The sequence below is a fragment of the Burkholderia sp. LS-044 genome (genome assembly GCF_004803625.1).
GTDB classification, from domain to species: domain Bacteria; phylum Pseudomonadota; class Gammaproteobacteria; order Burkholderiales; family Burkholderiaceae; genus Burkholderia; species Burkholderia cepacia.
In genome coordinates, this window is record NZ_SSWO01000006.1 from 418,615 (window position 1) to 438,718 (window position 20,104).

Sequence of the window (20,104 nt, forward strand, 5' to 3'; positions counted from 1 at the left end):
GGACAACATGAAAATCGGATTTATCGGCCTCGGCCACATGGGCGCGCCGATGGCGCTGAACCTGCTGAAAGCCGGCCACGAAGTGCACGCGTTCGACCTGAGCGCCGACGCCTTGCGCGCACTGCAGGATGCCGGCGCACAGGTGGCCGCGTCGCCGCGCGATGCCGCATCGGGCGCGACGTTCGTCATCACGATGCTGCCGGCCGCGCCGCACGTGCGCTCGGTGCTGTCCGGCGAGAACGGCGTGCTCGCCGGCCTCGGCGCGGGCGCGACCGTGATCGATTCGAGCACGATCGACCCGGCGAGCGCACAGGCGTTCGGCGCGCTCGTGCGCGAGCACGGCGGCGCGTTCGTCGATGCGCCCGTGTCGGGCGGCACCGGCGGCGCGGCGGCCGGCACGCTGACCTTCATGGTCGGCGGCAGCGACGCGGATTTCGAGCGCGTGAAGCCCGTCCTCGCGGGCATGGGCAAGAACATCGTTCACTGCGGTGCGACGGGCATGGGGCAGGTCGCGAAGGTCTGCAACAACCTCGTGCTCGGCATCTCGATGGCGGCGGTGTCGGAGGCGATGTCGCTCGGCGTCGCGCTCGGCATCGATCCGAAGGTGCTGGCCGGCATCGTCAACACGTCGACAGGCCGCTGCTGGAGCTCGGACACCTACAACCCGTATCCGGGCGTGATCGAGACCGCGCCGTCGTCGCGCGGTTACTCGGGCGGCTTCGGCACCGACCTGATGCTGAAGGATCTCGGCCTCGCGAACGACGCCGCGAAGCAGGCGCGCCAGCCCGTCTATCTCGGCGCGCTCGCGCAGCAGCTGTACCAGACGATGAGCAGCCGTGGCGACGGCCAGCTCGATTTCTCGGCGGTGATCCGCCTGTACCAACCGGCCAGCAAGAAGGACGCGTCATGATCGAACTGGACTACGTCGACGACGGCGCGATCGCGTGCGCGACGCTCAAGCGTCCGCCCGCGAACGCCTTTACCGCCGACGGCCTGCGGCAACTGCAGGACACCGTCGCCGAACTGAATGCGAACCCGCGCGTGCGCGCGCTGGTGATCACGGGCGACGGCCCGAAATTCTTCAGCGCGGGTGCCGACCTCAACACCTTCGCCGAAGGCGACCGCGCGGTCGCGCGCGCGATGGCGTCGCGTTTCGGCGCGGCGTTCGAGGCGCTGCACGACGCGCGTGTCGTGACGATCGCGGCGATCAACGGCTACGCGATGGGCGGCGGGCTCGAATGTGCGCTCGCGTGCGACCTGCGGATTGCCGAGACCCATGCGCAGATGGCGCTGCCCGAGCCGTCGGTCGGCCTGCTGCCGTGCGGGCTCGGCACGCAGACGCTGCCCTGGCTCGTCGGTGAAGGCTGGGCGAAGAAGATCATCCTGACCGGCGCGCGTGTCGACGCGGCCACCGCGCTGCGCATCGGCCTCGTCGAGGACGTCGTGGAGTCGGGCGCGTCGCGCGATGCGGCGCTGGCGCTGGCGCGCAACGTCGCGCGGCAGAGCCCGCACGCGGTCGCGTACAGCAAGGAGCTGATCGGCCTCGCGCGCCGCGGCGTGCCGCGCGGCGCGGCGCTTGCGGTCGAGCGCGAACGCTTCGTCGACCTGTTCGATACCAGCGATCCGCGCGAAGGCGTGGCCGCGTTCCTCGGCAAGCGCGCGCCGCAGTGGCACATCGACGGGGAGGGGCAACGATGAGCACGCCGGTCACGAATCATGACGCGTTCGCGGAGCATGCCCCCGAGGTACTGTTCCGCGTGGTGAATCGCGTGGCGCTGATCACGCTGAACCGGCCGGCCGCGCTCAACGCGCTGTCGTACGCGATGATCGGCGAGCTGGCCGCGCTGCTCGAACGCTGCCGCCACGACGACCAGATCGTCGCGGTCGTGCTGCGCGGGGCGGGCGAGAAGGGCTTCTGCGCGGGCGGCGACGTGCGCGCGCTATACAGGATGGTCGCGCAGCGCGAAACCTGGCTGCCGTTCTTCGTCGACGAGTATCGGCTCGACTACGCGATCCATACGTTCCCGAAGCCGGTGGTCGCGCTGATGGACGGCGTGACGATGGGCGGCGGGATGGGGCTTGCGCAGGGCGCCGCGTTGCGCGTCGCGACCGAGCGCAGCAAGATCGCGATGCCGGAAACGCGCATCGGCCTCGTGCCCGATGTCGGCGCGACGCATTTCCTGTCGCGCATGCCGGCGGAACTCGAGCTGTACGTCGGGCTGACCGGCGCGATGCTGTCCGGTGCCGACGCGCTGACTGCGAAGCTCGCGGATCTGTGCGTGCCGTCCGCGTGGCTCGACACGTTCGAGACGCGCATCGAAAGCGTCAAGTGGGAAGGCGATGCGCTGCCGCTGCTGCGCAAGGTGTTCGAGCCGCCCTGCAACGTCGTGCCGCATGCGGCGCTCGACGGGCAGATGCCGTGGATCGTGCGTCACTTCGACAAGCGCTCGACCGTCGAGCGGATCGTCGCGACGCTGACGCAGGATCTCGCGCGCGAGGAACTGTCGCGCGAGCACCGTCAATGGCTGCAGGCGACGCTCGATGCGCTCACGGGCCATTCGCCGACGATGCTGTACGTGACGCGCGAGGCGCTGCTGCGCGGCCGCCAGATGACGCTCGCCGAATCGTTCCGGATGGAGCTCGGCATCGTCGCGCGCGCGATCGAGGAAGGCGACTTCTGCGAAGGCGTACGCGCGCATCTCGTCGACAAGGATCGCAAGCCGCGCTGGGCGCCGGCGTCGCTCGTCGAGCTGCGCGCCGAACGCGTGCGGCATTTCCTCACGTCGCCGTGGAAGCTGTTCGCGCATCCGCTCGCCGATCTCGGCGCGGCGTAAGCGCGTAGCCGGCGCGCCGTGCGGGCACAGGCTGCCGCGCGGCGCGCGTGTCATTTCACCGCTCGATCATCGGCGGAATCGCCTGCGCGAACGCGTCGATCACGCAGCGCGTCTTGCGCGGCAGGTAGCGCGTCTTCGGCCAGATCGCGTGGATGTCGCCTTCGCAGACGAAGCAGCGGTCGAGCACGACCGTCATCTCGCCGCGCTTCACGTAGTGATCGAGCAGCCAGCTCGGCAGCCAGGCGATCCCGAACCCCGATGCGCCGGCCGCCGCGATCGCCTGCACGTCGTCGAAACTGAGCTGGTGCGGCATGTCGAAACGTACCGTCGAGCCGTCCGGCGCGCGCAAGTCCCACGGTTGAACCACGCCCGAGCGTGAATACGCGATCGTCCGGTGATGCTTCAGGTCGTCGAGCGTCTTCGGCATCCCGTGGCGGGCGAGATATGACGGCGCCGCGCCGAGGCTGCCGTATTGCGTGCCGAGTCGCCGCACCGCGAGGCTCGTGCTGTCCGCGAGCGTGCCGATCCGCACCGCGAGGTCGATGCCTTCCTCGACGAGATCGACGAAACGGTCGGTGATCGACACGTCGATCCGCAGATCCGGGTAGGTGCGTGCGAGATCGAGCACGACGGGCGTCACGCAGTGGTGCCCGAACGCGAGCGGCACGCTCAGGCGGAGCTTCCCGCGCGGCTCGTTGCGGCCGCAGTCGAGGTCGGCCTCCGCCGCTTCCAGTTCCGCCAGCGCGCGCACGCAGCGGTCGTAGTACGCCTGGCCGTCGTCGGTCAGGCTCTGGCTGCGCGTCGTGCGCTGCAGCAGCCGCGCACCGAGCCGCTTCTCGAGCCGCGCGACCGCCTTGCCGACGGCCGAACGCGTCATGTCGAGCCGCTCCGCCGCGAGCGCGAAGCTGCCCGATTCCACTACCTGGACGAAGGTCGTCACGCCGTCGAGTCTGTCGGTCATCGGAGGGAGGGGTGATTGAGTCCTGTGGTTCCCCAGTCTGGAGAAATGCCTGCGTCAATGGGGATCGGAATTCTCACTATAGTACCGATTCCGGTTCAGCGTGCGTTGCCGGCCGCGCGCGGCCCATCCTTCTCATCTGGAGGCGCGCGGCCCGTTGCCGGGCCGCCGCGCAATACGCATGACGCTATCCGACTCCCGCAGGAATGCGGTCGCGCTCGCGGCCGTCTGTCTCACGTCGCTGATGTTCGGCCTCGAAATCTCGAGCGTGCCGGTGATCCTGCCGACGCTCGAACACGTGCTGCATGGCGATTTCAACGGCATGCAGTGGATCATGAACGCGTACACGATCGCGTGCACGACCGTGCTGATGGCGGCCGGCACGCTCGCCGACCGCTTCGGCCGCAAGCGCGTGTACGTGATCGGCACCGTGCTGTTCGGCGCGACGTCGCTGCTGTGCGGGCTCGCGCCGAACGTGCCGGTGCTCGTCGCGGGCCGGCTGCTGCAGGGCGCCAGCGGCGGCGCGATGCTGATCTGCCAGATTGCGGTGCTGTCGCACCAGTTCCGCGAGGGCCGCGAGCGCGGCCGCGCATTCGGGATCTGGGGGATCGTGTTCGGCATCGGGCTCGGTTTCGGGCCGATCGTCGGCGGCGCGATCGTCGCGCTGGCGAGCTGGCCGTGGGTGTTCCTCGTCCATGCGCCGCTCGCGGCCGTCGCGCTCGCGCTGATCGGCGGCGCGGTGCAGGAGTCGCGCGATCCGCACGCGGGCAGCCTCGACGTGGCGGGCATCGTCACGCTGTCGCTCGCGGTGCTCGGCCTGGCCTTCTACATCACCCAAAGCGCGGAACTCGGGCTGACGAGCGCCGCCGGCCTCGGCGTGCTCGGCGCGACCGTGCTGGCGGTGGCCGGCTTCTTCCTCGCGGAACGCGCGAGCGCGCGGCCGATGTTCGACTTCTCGGTGTTCCGGATTCGCGCGTTCACCGGCGCGATCTTCGGCTCGATGGGGATGAACTTCAGCTTCTGGCCGTTCATGATCTACCTGCCGATCTGGTTCCAGGTCGCGCTCGGCTACGACAGCGTGACGGCCGGCCTCGCGTTGCTCGCGTACACGCTGCCGACGCTGGTCGCGCCGCCGTTCGGCGAACGGCTCGCGCTGCGCTACGGACCAGGCGTCGTGATCCCGGGCGGCTTGTTCACGATTGCCGCCGGTTTTGCGCTGATGCGGATCGGCAGCGCGGCCGACCACGCGAGCTGGGTGACGATGCTGCCCGGCTGCGTGATCGCCGGCATCGGGCTCGGGCTCACGAACACGCCGGTGACCAATACGACGACGGGTGCGGTGCCGAGCGCGCGGGCCGGGATGGCGTCGGGCATCGACATGAGCGCGCGGATGATCTCGCTCGCACTGAATATCGCGGCCATGGGCTTCGTGCTGGTCGCGGGGATCGTCGCGAGCCTGAAGGGCGGTGTCGCGGGCACGATCGGCGACGGGGCGCTGCGCCGGCTCGCGCAGGAGATTGCTTCCGGGCGAACCGACGGGCTGCACGCGATCGCACCGGCGCTTGCACAGGCCGACCCGACCGGCGCGGTGTTGCATGCGGCGCTCGTGCACGGGTTCGGCTGGGTGATGGTGTACGGCGCGGCCGGCGTGGCCGTGCTCGCGACGGCGAGCGCGGTGGCGTTCGCGCCGGCGCGGCGCGGGGCGGCCGTGTGCGAATGACGCCGCGCATGGCCGGCGGGGCAGGGGCGGCCGGCCCGGTGCGCGGGCCGGTCAGGACATCCCGCCGCCGAGCGCGCGGTACAGGGTCATCTGGTTGTTGAGCCGGTCCAGCCGCGTCTGTTCTTCGGCGCTTTGCGCATCGCGCAGCCGCTGCTGCTGGTCGAGCCACGGTTGCACGGCGGTCGCGCCGGCCGCGAACTGCGCGGCGGCGAGCCGCTCGGCGCGCTGCGCCTGCGCCAGCGACAGCGCGCGCTGTTCGGCCTCGCGTTCGAGCTGGACGCGCGCCGACAGCGCGTTCTCGACTTCCGCGAGTGCCGTGTAGAGCTTCTGCCGGAACCCGACGACGGCCTCCTCGTACTGCGTCTTCGACACCTTGATCTGCAGCTGCATCGTGTTCCACTGGATGAACGGCAGGGCCAGGCCGAGCCCGAGCGTGCCGACCGGATTCGCGAGCACGCGCTCGAGGCTCGTGCTCGACGTGCCGGCCGCGCCGGTCAGCGTGAAGGTCGGGTAGAAACTGGTACGTGTCGCGTCGACCTGCGCGAGCGATTCGCGCAGCCTGAATTCCGCCGCGCGCAAGTCGGGGCGCCGGCCGAGCAGGCTGGCCGGCAGGCCGGCCGCCACTTCCGGCGGCGGCGCGTCCGGCAGCGCGGGCGGTTCGGCCGCACGTTGCTGCGGTGGCCGGTCGAACAGGATCGCGAGGGCGTGACGGTTCTCGGTACGCTGCTGGATCAGGCGTGTCTGCGCGGCGCGTTGCGTGGCGAGGCTTTGTTCGGCCTGCGCAAGGTCGAGCCCCGACACGGCGCCGGCCGTGTGCCGCGACCGGACGACCGCGAGCGTGCGGACCGCGTACGCGATGTTTGCGTCGCCGAGCGCGATCTGCCGGTTCAGAAAGCCGATCCGCCAGTACAGCGACGCGGTCGTGCCGATCAGCGACAGCCGCGCGGCTTCGAGATCGGCGGCCGTTGCGTCGGCTTCCCAGCGCGCGGCGTCGCGTAGCGCGGCCAGCCGGCCCCACAGGTCGATTTCATAGCTGAGCGAAACGTTCGCGTTGCTCGACCGGCGCATCTGGTGCGTATCGAGCGTGCGCGACACGGCACCGTTCGCGCCGAGCGTCACGTTGGGCGTCAGGTTCGTATTCGCGAGCCCGGCCTGCAGTTGCGCGCGGTACACGCGGATCGCTGCGATCGCGAGGTCGTTGTTGGCGCGCAGCGCGTCGTCGATCAGCGCGTCGAGTTGCGGATCGCCGAAGCTGCGCCACCAGTCGCGCGTCGCGGCCGGTGCGTCGGCGGAAACCGGCGCCGACCAGTTCGCGGGCATCGCGACGGCGGGCAGCGGATCATGGCGCGCGCCCGCGCAGCCGGCGAGCAGCGCGGCCGCGCATGCGAATGCGCCGAGGCGCTGAAGCGGTGAGGAATGCGTCATGGCGGGCCTTGCGTCAGTCGCGCGCGAGCGCGTCGATCGGATCGAGCCGCGATGCGTTGCGCGCGGGCATGAAGCCGAATATCACACCGGTGAGCGTCGAGCAGACGAACGCGGTCACGATCGCGCCGGCCGAGAACACCATCTTCCACTGCGCGACGAACATCGAGAACAGCGCGCCGAGCCCGAACGACAGCGCGATGCCGATCGTGCCGCCGAGCAGGCAGACCAGCACGGCCTCGACGAGAAACTGCTGCAGGATGTCGGACTGGCGCGCGCCGACCGCCATCCGGATGCCGATTTCGCGCGTGCGCTCGGTCACCGACACCAGCATGATGTTCATCACGCCGATTCCGCCGACGACGAGCGAGATCACGGCGATCAGCGACAGCAGCAGCGTCAGCGACTGGCCGGTTTTCTCGACGGTCTTCACGACGCTGTCCATGTTGTACGTGAAGAAGTCCTTGCGGCCGTGGCGCTGCTTCATCAGCGTTTCGAGGCTTTTTTCGGCGGCGGCGCTCGGCTGCCCGTCGCGCACGCGCACGGTGATACTGTCGAGATAACGCTGCCCGAAGAGACGCCCGCTCGCGGTCGTGTACGGCACCCACACGTTCAGGCTCTTCACGCTGCCGAATGCACTCTTCTTGTCCGCCGTCACGCCGATCACCACGCACGGCACGTTGTCGACCAGGATCACTTCGCCGATCGGGTTGCGCGTCGCGCCGAACAGCTTGCGGCGCGTGTTCTGGTCGATCACGGCCACCTGCACCTGGCGGCGCACCGCGTCCTCGTCGAATGCGACACCGAGCGCGAAGCGCATCCCGCGCGCCTGGAAGAAGCGGTCGCCGACGCCGCTCACGAGCGCGTTCACGTCGACGTTGCGGTAGCGCAGCAGCAGCGTGCGCGACGTTTCGGGCGTCGCGCTGTCGACGTACGGCTGCTCGGCGAGCGCGGCGACATCGGCGGGCACGAGCGTCTGGATCGCGTCGGCGCGGCTGTCGCCCCAGTCGGTGCCCGGGTAGATGTTGATCGTGTTCGTGCCGATGCTGCCGATCTCGTCGAGCATGTAGCGCTTCGCGCCTTCGCCGATCGCGACGATCGACACGACCGACGTGATGCCGATGATGATGCCGAGCATCGTCAGCAGCGTGCGCAGCCGGTGCGACACGAGTGCGATCCACGCCATCCGGCAGGCCTCGGCGAAGCGCCCGGAGCCGGCCGCGAAGCGGCGTGCGCGCGGGGCGGCATCGGCCTGCGGATCGGGGGCGACTGCCGCGGGCGGCGACGGCGTGTCGTGACGATCGCGGGCGGACGGTGTGCCGGTTTCCGCTACGCTCGCTTCCGCTGCATCCGCGCCCGCGGCTGCTTCCGCGAGGGCTTCCGCATGGTGGCGGTTCGGCCGGTCGGCGACGATCGCGCCGTCGCTGATCTCGATGATGCGCCGCGCATGGCGCGCGACGGCCTTGTCGTGCGTGACGATGACGATCGTGTGGCCGAGCGCGTTCAGCTCGTGCAGGATGCGGATCACGTCCTGACCGCTTTTCGTGTCGAGCGCGCCGGTCGGTTCGTCGGCGAGGATCACCTGGCCGCCGTTCATCAGCGCGCGCGCGATGCTCACGCGCTGCTGCTGGCCGCCGGACAGTTGCCCGGGGCGATGGTGCGCGCGATCCGCGAGCCCGAGGCGCGCGAGCAGCTCGCGTGCGCGCGCGTGCCGCTCCGCGCGCGGCGTGCCGGCATAGATCGCGGGCATTTCGAGGTTCGCGGCGGCATCGACGTGCGGCAGGAGGTGATAGCGCTGGAACACGAAGCCGAAGTGCTCGCGGCGCAGTTGGGCGAGCTCGTCGCTGTCGAGCATGTGCGTGTCGCGACCGCCGACCGTGTAGGTGCCTTCGCTCGGGTGGTCGAGGCAGCCGAGGATGTTCATCAGCGTCGACTTCCCGGAGCCCGACGCGCCGACGATCGCGACGATCTCGCCCGCGTGGATCGACAGGTTGACGTTGTTCAGCACGACGACGTCCTTGTCGCCGGCCGGAAAGCGTCGTGTGACGGCGGAGAGTTTCAGCAGGGGCTGGCTCATCGTCACACCACGTCCGCCAGCGGTGCGTGGTCGTCCGCGGACGCCTCGCCGATCACGACGCGTTCGCCGTCCTTCAGGCCGGCCAGCACTTCGACGCGCACGTTGTTGTTGATGCCGATGCGGACGTTGCGCGTTTCCGTGCTGCCGTCGGCGCGCAGCACGCGCACCGCGTAGGTGCCGTCCTTGCGTTTCTCGCCGAGCGCGGCGGCCGGAATGCTGAGCGCGTTGCGTGCGTTGCCGAGCACGATGTTGACCTGCGCGGTCATCGAGATGCGCAGCCGGTGCTCGGGATTCGGCACCTCGAACAACGCGTTGTAGAACACTGCCGAATTCGGTTTCGCGCCGCCGCCTGCGCCGCCGCCGAGTGCGCTTTGCGTCTCGGCGTAGTTCTGCGGCGCCGGCTCGATCGCGCGCAGCTTGCCGTAGTGGCGCCTGTCCGGTTCGCCCAGGATCGTGAAATACGCGGTCTGGCCGGCGTTCACGCGGATCACATCGGCTTCCGACACCTGCGCCTTCACGGTCATCGTGTCGAGATCCGCGAGCTTCAGGATCACCGGCGCCTGCTGTTGCGCGATCACCGTCTGGCCTTCCTGCGTGACGATCGCGACGACCTGGCCGTCGATCGGCGCGACGATGCGCGTGTAGCCGAGGTTGGCCTGTGCGGTCTCGATCTGGATGCGGGCCGAGCGGATCTGCGCGGCGAGCGACGCGAGCGTCGCGCGCTGCACGTCGAGCGTCGCGCGCGCGGCTTCGAACGACTCGCGCGACGTCGCGTCGTCGGGCAGCATGGCCTGCTGGCGCCGGAACGCGAGTTCCGCCTGCGTGAGTTGCGCGGCGGTCGATTGCTGCTGCGCGCGCAGGCTTTCTTCGCTGGCGCGTGCCTGCCGTAGCGCGTTTTCCGAGAGCACGGGGTCGATCTCGGCGAGCCACTGGCCCTTCGTGACCTTGTCGCCGAGCTTGACCTTCAGCGACTTCAACTGCCCCGAGACTTGCGCGCCGACGTCGACCTGCCTGAATGCCTGCAGCGCACCGGTGGCCAGCACCGCGTTTTCGAGGTCGCCGCGCGAGACGGGCGCGGACAGGTATTGCGGATGCTTGTCGGGTGCGCACGCCTTCAGCGTGACACCGGTGGCGATCGCGACGATGGCAACGGTGGCCAGCACGATGCGCCGGCGGCGATGGGTCTTCTGAGTCATGAGCGTGCGGCGAGGATGAAGCGGTGCCGGCGTTGCGTGCGGCCGGTCGGGACGATCCGGCCGGCGTCGCCTGGCGGGCGGGTTGCCCGCGGGCTTCCGCGTACACCTCGCGCGGCCGTGCCGGGTCGAATCAGCCGCTCATGGTAAGCGAGGAATTCACGACAAATCGTGTGGAAATTGTGCTGAATTGTGCGGACGCCGTGCAGGAACGGGGGCCGGGCGGCGACATTGTTGCAATCTGTCAGCGCGGCGGGCGAAAGCTCGTGCGCGTGTTGCGGCGTGCGTTATCGCCGTGCGGCGACGAGGGCCATCATCGGCCGGTCGCGTTCCTCGTCGAGCGCGGGCAGGGCATCGACCTGTTCCTGCGTCGGCCCCCATTCGTCCAGGTGCGTGAGCGTGAAGCCGCTGCCGATCAGCAGGTTCACGAGCGTGCCGAGCGTGCGGTGCTGCTTGACGACGCCCGGCGCGAGCCAGTCGGTCACGCGTTCGCCTTCGCGCTGATAGCCGTCGAGCGGCCACGAGCGGTTGCCCTGCGCATCGACGACGAAACCGGGCCGGCGCGGCGCCGTATAGACCGGATGCTCGATCGAGAACACGAGCCGCCCGCCCGGCACGAGCGCGCGATGGAGCGTGCGGAACAAGGTATCAAGGTCTGCGATGTAATGGAACGCGAGCGCGCTGTACGCGAGATCGAACGCGGCATCCGGCAGCGCGAGCGTTTCGAGGTCGGCGCGGCGGTACGTGATCGCCGGATGCGCGGCGCTCGATGCCGCACGTTCGAGCATGCGCTCGGACACGTCGATGCCGAGCACGCTTGCCGCGCCCTGGCCGGCGGCCCAGCGGCTGAACCAGCCGTAGCCGCAGCCGAGGTCGAGCACGCGGCGACCGTGCAGGTCGGGCAGCAGCGCGCGCAGCGCGGGCCATTCGGGGGCGCCGTCGAGTCCGTGGATCGAGCGGTTCAGGCGGCTGTAGCCTTCGAAGAAAGCCGGGTCGTCGTAGATGTTCTGCGTCATGCGTAGGGCCTCGTGCGGGCAGGGTGCGCGGTGCCGCGCGCCCGGTTCCGCGAGCTTACGCGTGCTGCCCGCTCGCGTCGATCCGGCGCTGCGTGTCGGCGTCGACGATGTCGCGGATCGCGCTGAACAGCGGTGCGGCGTCGGTATAGCGGCGGCCGTAGTCGAGATTGAACGCGTAGTCGAAATCGGGCGGGTTGCTGCCCTGGGTGTGCTGCAGGATCGTCTCCAGCTTGTCGAACGCTTTCGCCGCGCGCGCTTCCGGCGACGCGGCCGCTTCGTATTCATCCCACAGTGCGACGATTTCGTCGCGCCGTGCCGGATCGAGCGGCGCGGTCAGCGTCAGCAGGTCGTCGCGTTCGTGCGCGCTCTTGTCGGGGTGCGCGGCCTGTTCGATCGCGGGGATGTCGCCGTGCAGCGCCTCGCCGAGATCGTGGACGACACACAGCTTCAGCAGCTTCAGCGTGTCGATGCCGGGCAGCGCATCGGCGAATACGAGCGCCATCAGGCACAGCCGCCAGCTATGCTCGGCGGTGCTTTCCGCGCGCCCGGCCGACGTGTGGCCGCTGCGCAGCACATCCTTCAGGCGTTCGGCTTCGCGCAGGAACGCGAGCCGCGCGTGGATCGTATCGGGGTTCATGGTCGGTGTCCGTGCGATGAGCCGTCAAGCGTAAGGCGGCCACGCACGGTTCGTCCACGCATGAAATATGCGCGGGGTCGTACTACAGCGTTTCCACGAGCCGCGCGGCCGCCCCGTCCGACAACGTCATCCGTGTCCACCGGCACAGGCTGCCGCGGATCGGCACGACGCGCGACGCATTCGCGCCAGTGTCGAATTCGACGCTCGGCGGCCCCGCGCGATCATGCCAGCCGAGCGTATCGAGCGCGGCTTCCATGCGGACGATTTCCGGCGTCGCATAGCGCCACAGCGACATGCCGAGCAGCGTCGACAGCGGTTGCGAGAATTCGGCGGCACGCGCGGGCGAACAGGCAAGCAGCCGGTGCGTGAGGTCGCACACGAGATGCATGCGGCCCGCGCTGCCCGCGACGAGCCGCGCAAGCGCGTGATCGCCCGCGGAATCGAGGCGCGCGGCGAGCAGCCGTTCGGCCGTCGCGCGTTCGTCGGGCGACATCTGTTGCAGGCCGGCTTCCCAGCGCGAGATCGTCGATTGCGCCACGCCGAACAGTTCCGCCGCGTGGCTCTGCTTCACGCGGTGCAGCGCACGCCAGCGCTTGAGTTGCGGGCCGAGCGGTGGTGCGTGTAGCGGTGAGGCGGACATGGCAATGCTCCGGTTGCGGTCGTCGGGTGCGCTCGCGTGCCGCTGCCTGCCGTCACAGGCGCGACAGCGGCGACGCTTGTGCCATTACATGATCCGGAGGCCGCCGTTTGCCTCGATCGCGATGGCTGCGAACGGCACGAGCACGATGCCGCCCAGCACGAGCAGGCCGTCGGCGGCCACCGTGATCGGCGTGGCGAGGATCCGCAGGCCCATGCCGGCGACGGACGGCGATTCCCGGATGTACACCGAGTACCGCTCGTTGAACGGTTGCGTGGCGCCCTTGTCCTTCGCGGCGAAACCCTCCGTCGAATAGCGCTTGCCTTCGATGTCGCCTTCGAGCGCGAGGCCGGCCGTCCCGGCAGTGAATCCGTCGGCGCTCGCGGCTTGCCGGGCGTCGTCCGGCGCGTCCTTTGGCAACACGATCCGGTAGTGGCCGGTGATGCTGCCGCCGCGCGCATGAAAGTCGGCAAACGTCGTGTGCAGCGATTTCCGGTAGCCGGACAGCAGCACCGGCCGCAATTGCGCCGGCAGATCGAAGATGTAGTGGTAGTTCGTGCCGAGGACGACCAGCTTCTTGCCGTCCTGCGTGATCATGAAGCTCGTGACGTATTCGCTGTATGCGTCGTTCTCGTACAGCTTCGGCGTGAAGCAGCCCGACAGCGCGAGGGTGCTCGCGGCCATGCCGGCGGCCAGCAGGCGCCGGCGCGTGATCGATGTTTTCATGGATTATTGTCCCGTCTGATGCGGTTTGGTGGCTTGCGCCCTCGGAAGCCGGATTCTGGCGTATCCGCCGCGCGTTGTCGAACAGGAAATCTGCCTGGGCAGCGCTCGCAATCGGGCCCTGTCCAGCGGCATGCTGCGCTCTCCAGACCCGCCGCCAACGTTTTCGTCGCGCTTTCAACCGCCTCCGCCATATCTTATTATTCGGCCAGTGCGGAGGCGTACCGGCCGCCAACGGTCATGTCGAGGCATGACGCGCCGGCATGAATGACCGCTTTTCGGCCTGTGCGTCGCTCGATGCGCGGTCGAAACGACAGGACCCGCGTGGCCAGCGCGTGTCCCAAAAAAATCACGAGAGGGCGCGATGGTACGACTGGTCTTACTGCTGCTGGGCATCGAATACTTGCGCACCCGCTGGCGCGGGCTGACCGCGCTCGGCTGGGTGTGGGTCGTCGCGGGTGTCGTGATCTTCGTCGACGCGCTCGACGGCGCGCTGCATTTTCCGATCCAGATCTTCGCGTGGCTGTTCCTGATCGAGGGGCTCGCGACGCTCGCGGTGGCCGGCAGCGGCGTCGGCGGGCAGCGCGTCCTGCGCTACGTGAAGGGGATCGCGGTCGTGGTGGCCGCCGGGCTCGTGTTCGCGGGGCATCACCATGGCCATTTCCTGCTGTCGATGATCTTCGGCACGCTGTTCCTCGTCGACGGGCTGCTGCAGTGCACCGCCGCGTGGATGGTGCGCTATCGCCGCTGGAACGTCGCCTTCGCGTGGGGCGTCGTCGAGATCCTGCTGGCGATCTTCTTCTACCAGCCGTACCCGACCCACTATGTGGGCACCGTGCCGTACTGCCTCGGCCTGCTGCTGATATTCGGCGGGATGCACATGCTGAGCCTCGCCGCACGCGTGCGGCGACTGACGCGCAATCCGGCGTTCGCGACCTCGCCGGCGCCGGCACTCGCGCCGGACCTCGACGATGCGCGCGACCTGCCGCATTTTTCCCAATCCGAATGGGACGGCCCGCCCGCCGACGGCGAGCATGCGCTCACCGTGCACGTGTGGACGCCGACCGGTACGTCGAAAGCCGAAGCGCAACGCTACCCCGTGATCGACCGCTATATCGCGGCGGTGGATGTCAACGGCGTGATCTCGACCGGGCACGCGGCGCTGGAATCGCCGGAGGGCATCTATATCAGCCTGTATCCGGGCGTCGAAATCGATCGTTCTCCGGACGAATTCACGCGCATCCTGCGTGCAACCCGCGAAAACGACGTGCCGGGCCTGTTCCAGCCCGACTACGCGACCGAGTCGAAGGCATGGTGCCCGTCGACCGTGCGCGTGCGGATCCGCAACTACGATCCGGCGAAGCTGGACGCGTTCTGGTCGTCGTACCGGCAGAACGTGACGTACAACCTCACGCACCGCAACTGCTCGAGCACCGTGTCGAACGCACTCGAAGCCGCGCTCGACGGCGCGGTGTGGCGGCTGAAGGGGGCGCGCGCCGGATGGGGCGCGTTCGTGCGGTTGCTGCTCACGCCCGAGCTGTGGGTTGCCGCGCAGATCCGCAAGCGCGCGGTGACGATGGCGTGGACGCCCGGGCTCACGCTCGACTATGCGCGCGCGCTCAGCATGCTTGCCGACCCGCGGCCGTTCGCGTGGTGGAAGGTCGCGCGCTCGGCCGTGAAGGCGATCATGGCGTCGCGCCGCACGTGGCGCGAGCAGGACAACGCGGCGCTGTCGCCGGGCGGATCGGAGGCCGCGTCGTTGAAGTGACCGCGTGCCGCCGGACGAGGGCCCGGCGGCACTGAGGCCGCCACCGCGCGACCCGGCGATGTTGCCCGCCACAAGAACCCACAGATACGAACAACAATGAACAAGACGAGCGCACTCCGCATCCTGATTCCCGCCGCGCTGGCGCTGACGAGCGCCGGCTTCGCGCAGGCGAGCGTGAACGAAGTGCCACGCATGAGCGACGACGTGTACCGCACCTCGGTGTCGTTCTGCTCGAACGTCGCGGCCGCGGAGAAGATCGCGTGCCAGGGCGACATGATCGCCGCGGGCAGCCGGATCGTCGCGGCGATCGGCGGCCTGCCGCCGGCATCCGCCGCATCGATCGACGAAGGCGCGCGCAACAAGCTGCCGGCGGCGGAGCGCAAGGGGCTCGCGCCTGTCGAGCCGCGCGCGATTGACAAGGACGACGACGTCGCCGGTCTCGCCGGCATGGTGCGCCTGTGCGACGTGTACGAATCCGAACCGGCATCGCGTGCGCGGCATCACGCAGCGTTGAAGCAGCAGGCGCCGGATGCGGCACCGCGCGTCGAGGCGTTGCTGGCCGATGCGTCGACGGCGGCGCGCCAGCGCGTCAGCATCGGCGTGTGGCAGATCCTCGCGCTCGAAGGCCCCGAAGCGTCCGCCCGCGCATGCACGCAGCTCGGCACCGGATCGTGAGTGCCTGTTCGCCACCGATGCCTGTCGCGTGGACGTCGACGTGCGGGCGTCGATCGTGCCGTGTCCGGCGCGCCGTGACGGTCAGCCGCTCGCGATCGTGGCCGGCCTGACCCGTATCGGCTTGCCGAGCGTCCGGGCGACCGGAGAAGCCCGCACCGCGTCGCGCACGAGTGTCTGCTGCGCGTGCGACAGCGGCGCAGCGAAGCGCAGTGCGATGTCGAAGCCCGTTTCGTGGTCGAGGCGATCGACGGTGACGTCCGCCGTGCAGGCGGGCAGCGTCACGCCCGCGCGTCGTGCGGCCAGGTCGATCGACATGCAGACGCAGGCCGCGAGCGCGCTTTCGAGCAGTTCGTGCGGCCGCATGCTGGCATCGCCGCCCTGGCCGTCCTTGTGCGTGTCCGAGCGCACGACGCTGCGCCCGTTGCCGATCTCGACGCAATGTGGCTTGCCGAGCCGTGTCGCGGTCACCATGGCGATGCTCCGTTGCAGGATGAGGGTGGCGACACGGTACGCCGGCGTCGCTTGCGGCGGAAGGCCACCGCTGGTACCGGTACCGGTTGTAACCGGCTCGGCGGCGCCCTGCGCGTTATTTCGTCCACCTTCACATTCGTGCCACGTTGCGACGGCAACAATCGCGATCGGACATTCGACAACCGTGCGGCGCATCCCGCGACCGCATGCCTTTTCCGAGGAAACACGCCATGCTCAAGACGCTCGCCCGCGCCGCTGCCGCACTCGCCGTTGCTTCCGTGTCGCTGCACGCCGCCGCGCAGACCAGCTACGACTACCTGTTGCTCGCCGCATCGTGGGAGCCCGGCTTCTGCGCGTCGCACGACACGCCGGAATGCACGAACCTCGCCGGCTCGTATGCGGCGACGAGCCTGTCGCTGCATGGCCTGTGGCCGAACCGTTATGACGGCAACCAGCCGTTCTACTGCGGCGTGCCGCAGAACGACATCGACCTCGACAACGCGCACCAGTGGTGCAGCATGGACGCCTACCCGATCAGCAGCGCGACCCGCAACACGCTGTCGACCTACATGCCGGGCGTCGCGTCGTGCCTCGACAAGCACGAATGGTTCAAGCACGGCACCTGCTCGAACTCGGCGACGCCCGATGCCTACTGGAACCAGGCGTCCGGCATGATCAGCCGGCTCGGCAATACGTCGTTCAACGCGTTCCTGCAGGCGAACTCGGGCAAGACGGTCACGCGCAACCAGTTGCTGTCCGCATTCGAAGGCGCGTTCGGCAGCAACACGCGCAGCGCGGTGTCGCTGAAGTGCACGAAGACGAATGGCGTCAGCTATTTCACCGAAGCGTGGATCGCGGTGAAGACCAATGCGACCGCGCAGTTCCCGAGCGCCGCGTCGCTCGTGACCGACGGCAATACGCAGGGCACGTGCCCGACGTCGGGTGTGTATATCGCGAAGTAACGACGAAGGGGGGGCGGCGCGCGCGGCATCGCGCACGCCGTCGCCCGTTACGGGCTCGGCGGGACGCTCGACCACGGCAGCCGGGCCTGGTGGCCGTCAACCTGCAGGTCGACTCGGGTGATGACGTTGGCCCGTGACGCTCGCGCTTGTGCGTGCGCTTACGCGAGCAGCCGCAACGCGTCCTCGAGCGACAGCACCGTCGTGCGCGATTCGAAGGCGGTGGCGAACAGGTGCTCGTGAACCACCGGGTCCGGGTCGTAGCAGCAATCCTTGACCGTGTAGAGGCGGAAGTCCGCGTCGCTCGCGTGGGCGATCGACGACAGCATCACGCCCGTCGACGCGATGCCGACCATGATCAGCGAATCGACGCCTTGCTCGACCAGGCGCGCTTGCAGATCGGTACCGAAGAACACGCTGGCGCGGTGCGCGACGATCAGCGGCTCGTCGGCCTGCCGACCCAACTCCGGGCATGGGCCGTCGTCGATGAAGCGGCCGAGCTGCTTGATGCCCTGGCCGTTCTTGTTGCGCGGGCTGACTTCCGGATAGCCGGGGCTGAACCGGAGGTTCGCGAACCAGACGCCGATGCCGCTTGCCCGCGCTGCGTCGCAGAGCCGGCGCGTATTGACGAGCAAACCGGGCGCGACCGACGGGAAGAGGCCGAGGATGTCGGTCTGGTAATGCATGACGAGCAGCGCGGTGCTTGACGGCACGATGGCGGGAATCGGGGCGGATGGGGTGACGCCGGGGTTCGTGCGGGGGGCCGTTGTTGCGATTTCCGGTGCGTTTTGCCGAGTCATGAACGAGGGTCTCCGATAGCTCGCGGGGAATTTCAGCGTCCCCGATTTGTACCGGAAAATCGGGGTGGTTGCCGATGCGATTTTCGTAGGGGCATTTCAGCGCCAGTACCATTCCATGTTGTTACGGGCGACTACGGTGCATATAGTTGCCTATCGGCAAACAACCAAGGGAACGGGTACTGATGAGCATTCGAGGGAAAGACCGCCAGATCGATAACATCGAATTCAATGTCGGCGATATTGGACGAAGCAAGGCTTTCTATGGCAGCGTTTTCGGCTGGACTTTCACCGATTACGGCCCGACCTACACCGAGTTTCACGACGGCCGGATCGCAGGCGGATTTACGACGGGTGAGCCTGTCCGGCCAGGCGGCCCGCTAGTCATCCTCTACGCTGATGATCTGGCTGAAATCCAGCGAAGGATCGAGGCGACGGGCGCCACCATCAACCGTCAGGCTTTCTCGTTCCCTGGCGGCCGGCGCTTTCACTTTATTGACCCCGATGGTTATGAACTGGCCGTATGGTCAGCGGACGAATCGTGCCAGTAACCAAAACGAGAATCACCAAACGATGAGATCCGCCGCCTCAAAGACACCCCAAACCGGGGGCTTTGAGGCGTCAGCAATCGACCAGTTGCGGACCTTTGATGTCTCGTCCAAGATTGTGGGCAATCCAGTCATGACTTCGACCTCACCGCTGATGCATTGCCCCTATTGCGCTGCCGAACTCGTCATGGCTGCGGGAGGAGAGCTTCAATGTGCATCGACGGGCGCACTTTTTAGTCGCTCCGTTCGAACGCAGCTCGAAGCACTCAGGACCGGCGGAATGTCCGGTCAACCATCCCGGTCCTATGTGGGGCGATGGTTTTGTCCATGTTGCGGTGAACAGACCGACGACAGCGTTTGTCCGGGCTGCGGCGTTGTGATTACTGCCAGGTTAGCCCGTGAGCTCATAGAGCTCAATCCACACGTTTCTCCGCAAATGCCGGCGTGACTGTCCGCAACCGAGAATGGGGCGGGCCGCTCCGGGTCGATCGCTGCCGAACGACGAATTCGCCATTGAGTGTGCCGGAACTCACCAGCCGCAGTCGCGCCACATGAGGCACGCTTGACTTCGACACCTCAAAAAATCGACCTTCCCGAATAGGTCGTCAACCACTCCAAAGCTAAAGTCCCCGCCAACGAATTCCCATTAGCATCGAGCCCCGGCGCCCACACACAAACCGCCATCTCCCCAGGCAGCACCGCAACGATCCCGCCACCGACACCACTCTTCGCCGGCAACCCGACGCGATACACAAAATCCCCCGCCGCATCGTAAGTGCCGCAGGTCAGCATCAACGCCGACAGCCGCTTGGCGGAACTCGAATCCACGATCCGCTCGCCGGTCACCGGCGCGACACCGCCATTCGCGAGAAACAGCGCGGCGCTTGCCAGCTCGACACAGTTCATCGTGATCGCGCACTGTCGGCAATACGCGTCGATCACCGTGTCGGGCGGCATCTGCATGTTGCCGAAGCTCGCCATGAAGTGCGCCATCGCGCGGTTGCGCTCCGCGTGCTGCAGTTCCGACTGCGCGACGCGCGAATCGTAGTCGATGTCGTTCGCGCCGATCAGCCGCCGCACGAATTCGACGAGCGCCGTCTCGGCCTTCACGAAGCGGCGGCACAGCACGTCGGTGACGACCAGCGCCCCCGCATTGATGAACGGGTTGCGCGGCTTGCCGCGCTCGCTCTCGAGCTGGACCAGCGAGTTGAACGCGTTGCCGGACGGCTCGCGGCCGACCCGTTCCCACAGGTCGTCGCCCAGCAGCTGGAACGCGAGCGTGCACGCAAACAGCTTCGAGATGCTCTGGATCGAGAAGCGCTCGTGCGCGTCGCCGACCGTGCAAACGTTTCCGTCGAGTGTGACGACGGCCATCCCGAACTTGTCGGCGGGCACTTTCGCGAGCTCGGGAATGTAATCGGCGACCCGTCCCTGGCCAATCCAGGGGGCGAGTTCGGTGTGGATGCGTTCGAGGATCGTTTGGTAATTCATCAAGTCAGGCGGGCAGGGCATGGCCCGGATTCAGGCGAGCCCGTATGGAACCGTCCCGGCGCCGATTCGTCAAGCTCGGCCGATATCGCTCCCTTATTTTCAAGACCGCTAAACAGGCAATCGGCTGGCGCAGTATCATGCGGTACGTTTCGGCCAATGGCCGGCGTCCGGCACCGGC

Annotated in this window: 19 protein-coding genes; 8 read left to right on the top strand and 11 right to left on the bottom strand. The window is 68.3% G+C overall.

The annotated features are described in order from the left end of the window. Positions 1 to 7: 7 nt before the first annotated feature. From mmsB to E9536_RS18810, 3 genes are read left to right on the top strand one after another with little or no spacing between them, the layout of a single operon-like run. Positions 8 to 910 carry a 3-hydroxyisobutyrate dehydrogenase gene (gene mmsB, locus E9536_RS18800; RefSeq protein WP_027789614.1) on the top strand — a complete coding sequence of 301 codons (903 nt, stop codon included), beginning with the start codon at positions 8 to 10 and terminating at the stop codon, positions 908 to 910. Further along, a complete protein-coding gene (locus E9536_RS18805; protein ID WP_059492046.1) occupies positions 907 to 1,698 on the top strand; it encodes an enoyl-CoA hydratase in 792 nt (263 codons plus the stop codon). Before mmsB ends, E9536_RS18805 begins: the two co-directional genes overlap by 4 nt. After that, positions 1,695 to 2,834 (top strand): enoyl-CoA hydratase/isomerase family protein, encoded by a 1,140-nt coding sequence (locus E9536_RS18810; RefSeq protein ID WP_042976715.1) that lies wholly within the window; start codon positions 1,695 to 1,697, stop codon positions 2,832 to 2,834. The genes E9536_RS18805 and E9536_RS18810 overlap by 4 nt, the downstream gene beginning before the upstream one ends. Before the next feature lie 55 nt (positions 2,835 to 2,889). Here E9536_RS18810 and E9536_RS18815 read toward each other — a convergent pair whose 3' ends face one another. Beyond that, positions 2,890 to 3,795 carry a LysR family transcriptional regulator gene (locus tag E9536_RS18815; RefSeq protein ID WP_136470378.1) on the bottom strand — a complete coding sequence of 302 codons (906 nt, stop codon included), beginning with the start codon at positions 3,793 to 3,795 and terminating at the stop codon, positions 2,890 to 2,892. Between the two features lie 178 nt (positions 3,796 to 3,973). Between E9536_RS18815 and E9536_RS18820 the strand changes: the two genes are divergently transcribed. Beyond that, positions 3,974 to 5,512, top strand: a complete 1,539-nt coding sequence (locus E9536_RS18820) for an MFS transporter (RefSeq protein ID WP_136470379.1) — start codon at positions 3,974 to 3,976, stop codon at positions 5,510 to 5,512. A 51-nt stretch (positions 5,513 to 5,563) separates the two neighbouring features. Here E9536_RS18820 and E9536_RS18825 read toward each other — a convergent pair whose 3' ends face one another. The 7 genes from E9536_RS18825 to E9536_RS18855 all read right to left on the bottom strand — a co-directional run bounded on the left by E9536_RS18825 (position 5,564) and on the right by E9536_RS18855 (position 13,220). After that, positions 5,564 to 6,937 carry an efflux transporter outer membrane subunit gene (locus tag E9536_RS18825; RefSeq protein ID WP_136470380.1) on the bottom strand — a complete coding sequence of 458 codons (1,374 nt, stop codon included), beginning with the start codon at positions 6,935 to 6,937 and terminating at the stop codon, positions 5,564 to 5,566. A 13-nt stretch (positions 6,938 to 6,950) separates the two neighbouring features. Continuing rightward, on the bottom strand, positions 6,951 to 9,011 hold the full coding sequence (locus E9536_RS18830; RefSeq protein ID WP_136470381.1) for a MacB family efflux pump subunit: 2,061 nt from the start codon (positions 9,009 to 9,011) through the stop codon (positions 6,951 to 6,953). A gap of 2 nt (positions 9,012 to 9,013) precedes the next feature. Beyond that, a complete protein-coding gene (gene macA / locus E9536_RS18835) occupies positions 9,014 to 10,207 on the bottom strand; it encodes a macrolide transporter subunit MacA (protein ID WP_027789607.1) in 1,194 nt (397 codons plus the stop codon). A gap of 284 nt (positions 10,208 to 10,491) precedes the next feature. After that, positions 10,492 to 11,220 (bottom strand): class I SAM-dependent methyltransferase, encoded by a 729-nt coding sequence (locus E9536_RS18840; RefSeq protein WP_136470382.1) that lies wholly within the window; start codon positions 11,218 to 11,220, stop codon positions 10,492 to 10,494. Between the two features lie 55 nt (positions 11,221 to 11,275). After that, positions 11,276 to 11,857 (bottom strand): HD domain-containing protein, encoded by a 582-nt coding sequence (locus tag E9536_RS18845; RefSeq protein WP_136470383.1) that lies wholly within the window; start codon positions 11,855 to 11,857, stop codon positions 11,276 to 11,278. An 82-nt stretch (positions 11,858 to 11,939) separates the two neighbouring features. Further along, positions 11,940 to 12,497: a helix-turn-helix transcriptional regulator gene (locus tag E9536_RS18850; RefSeq protein ID WP_136470384.1), complete on the bottom strand. Its 558-nt coding sequence runs from the start codon at positions 12,495 to 12,497 to the stop codon at positions 11,940 to 11,942. An 84-nt stretch (positions 12,498 to 12,581) separates the two neighbouring features. After that, positions 12,582 to 13,220 (bottom strand): hypothetical protein, encoded by a 639-nt coding sequence (locus E9536_RS18855; protein ID WP_060086226.1) that lies wholly within the window; start codon positions 13,218 to 13,220, stop codon positions 12,582 to 12,584. Positions 13,221 to 13,581: 361 nt separating this feature from the next. On the opposite strand from E9536_RS18855, the gene E9536_RS18860 reads away from it, so the two are divergent. Then, positions 13,582 to 14,985, top strand: coding sequence for a hypothetical protein (locus E9536_RS18860; protein WP_060198020.1), 1,404 nt, complete (start codon positions 13,582 to 13,584; stop codon positions 14,983 to 14,985). Between the two features lie 96 nt (positions 14,986 to 15,081). Further along, positions 15,082 to 15,660: a hypothetical protein gene (locus E9536_RS18865; RefSeq protein WP_136470385.1), complete on the top strand. Its 579-nt coding sequence runs from the start codon at positions 15,082 to 15,084 to the stop codon at positions 15,658 to 15,660. An 81-nt stretch (positions 15,661 to 15,741) separates the two neighbouring features. Here E9536_RS18865 and E9536_RS18870 read toward each other — a convergent pair whose 3' ends face one another. Next, positions 15,742 to 16,131: an OsmC family protein gene (locus E9536_RS18870; RefSeq protein WP_136470386.1), complete on the bottom strand. Its 390-nt coding sequence runs from the start codon at positions 16,129 to 16,131 to the stop codon at positions 15,742 to 15,744. A gap of 230 nt (positions 16,132 to 16,361) precedes the next feature. On the opposite strand from E9536_RS18870, the gene E9536_RS18875 reads away from it, so the two are divergent. Further along, positions 16,362 to 17,093, top strand: coding sequence for a ribonuclease T2 (locus E9536_RS18875; protein WP_060086230.1), 732 nt, complete (start codon positions 16,362 to 16,364; stop codon positions 17,091 to 17,093). Positions 17,094 to 17,251: 158 nt separating this feature from the next. On the opposite strand, the gene E9536_RS18880 is transcribed toward E9536_RS18875, so the two are convergent. After that, positions 17,252 to 17,890 carry an isochorismatase family cysteine hydrolase gene (locus E9536_RS18880; protein WP_136470387.1) on the bottom strand — a complete coding sequence of 213 codons (639 nt, stop codon included), beginning with the start codon at positions 17,888 to 17,890 and terminating at the stop codon, positions 17,252 to 17,254. A 182-nt stretch (positions 17,891 to 18,072) separates the two neighbouring features. Between E9536_RS18880 and E9536_RS18885 the strand changes: the two genes are divergently transcribed. Beyond that, the gene (locus E9536_RS18885) at positions 18,073 to 18,438 is read left to right on the top strand and encodes a VOC family protein (RefSeq protein WP_060086232.1); all 366 of its coding nucleotides are present in this window, start codon (positions 18,073 to 18,075) and stop codon (positions 18,436 to 18,438) included. Between the two features lie 573 nt (positions 18,439 to 19,011). Here E9536_RS18885 and E9536_RS18890 read toward each other — a convergent pair. Next, entirely contained in the window at positions 19,012 to 19,926 is a 915-nt protein-coding gene (locus tag E9536_RS18890) for a glutaminase (RefSeq protein ID WP_027789597.1), read from the bottom strand. Positions 19,927 to 20,104 lie beyond the last annotated feature (178 nt).